Here is a 269-nt window from a genome sequence, read left to right as displayed (position 1 = left end):
GTGGCGGTCGATCTGGCCAAGCAGGTCTTTCAGGTCGCCGGTGAAGACGTCCTCGGCCAGGTGCACTACGAGCAACGGATCAAGTCGCGCGAGGCGTTTTATGAGTTTCTCCGCCAGTTGCCGCCTCATGTCGTGGTTCTGATGGAGACCGGTCCGGGTGCTCAAGCCTGGGCCCGGCAGTTGCAAGAGCAAGGCAATCTGGCGCGGATTCTTCCAGCCGGTTTGGTGGCCACCCATCGCAGCGGGCCTAAAAATGATCGCAACGATGC

General features: G+C 61.0%; 1 pseudogene. It reads left to right on the top strand.

The window, feature by feature from the left end:
• Positions 1 to 269: pseudogene (locus WLY71_RS30900) on the top strand (IS110 family transposase); the annotation flags it as partial.

Origin of the sequence: Pseudomonas rossensis, assembly GCF_039888995.1 — a bacterium.
Lineage (GTDB): Bacteria > Pseudomonadota > Gammaproteobacteria > Pseudomonadales > Pseudomonadaceae > Aquipseudomonas > Aquipseudomonas rossensis.
This window is presented reverse-complemented; position numbering and strand designations above follow the sequence as displayed.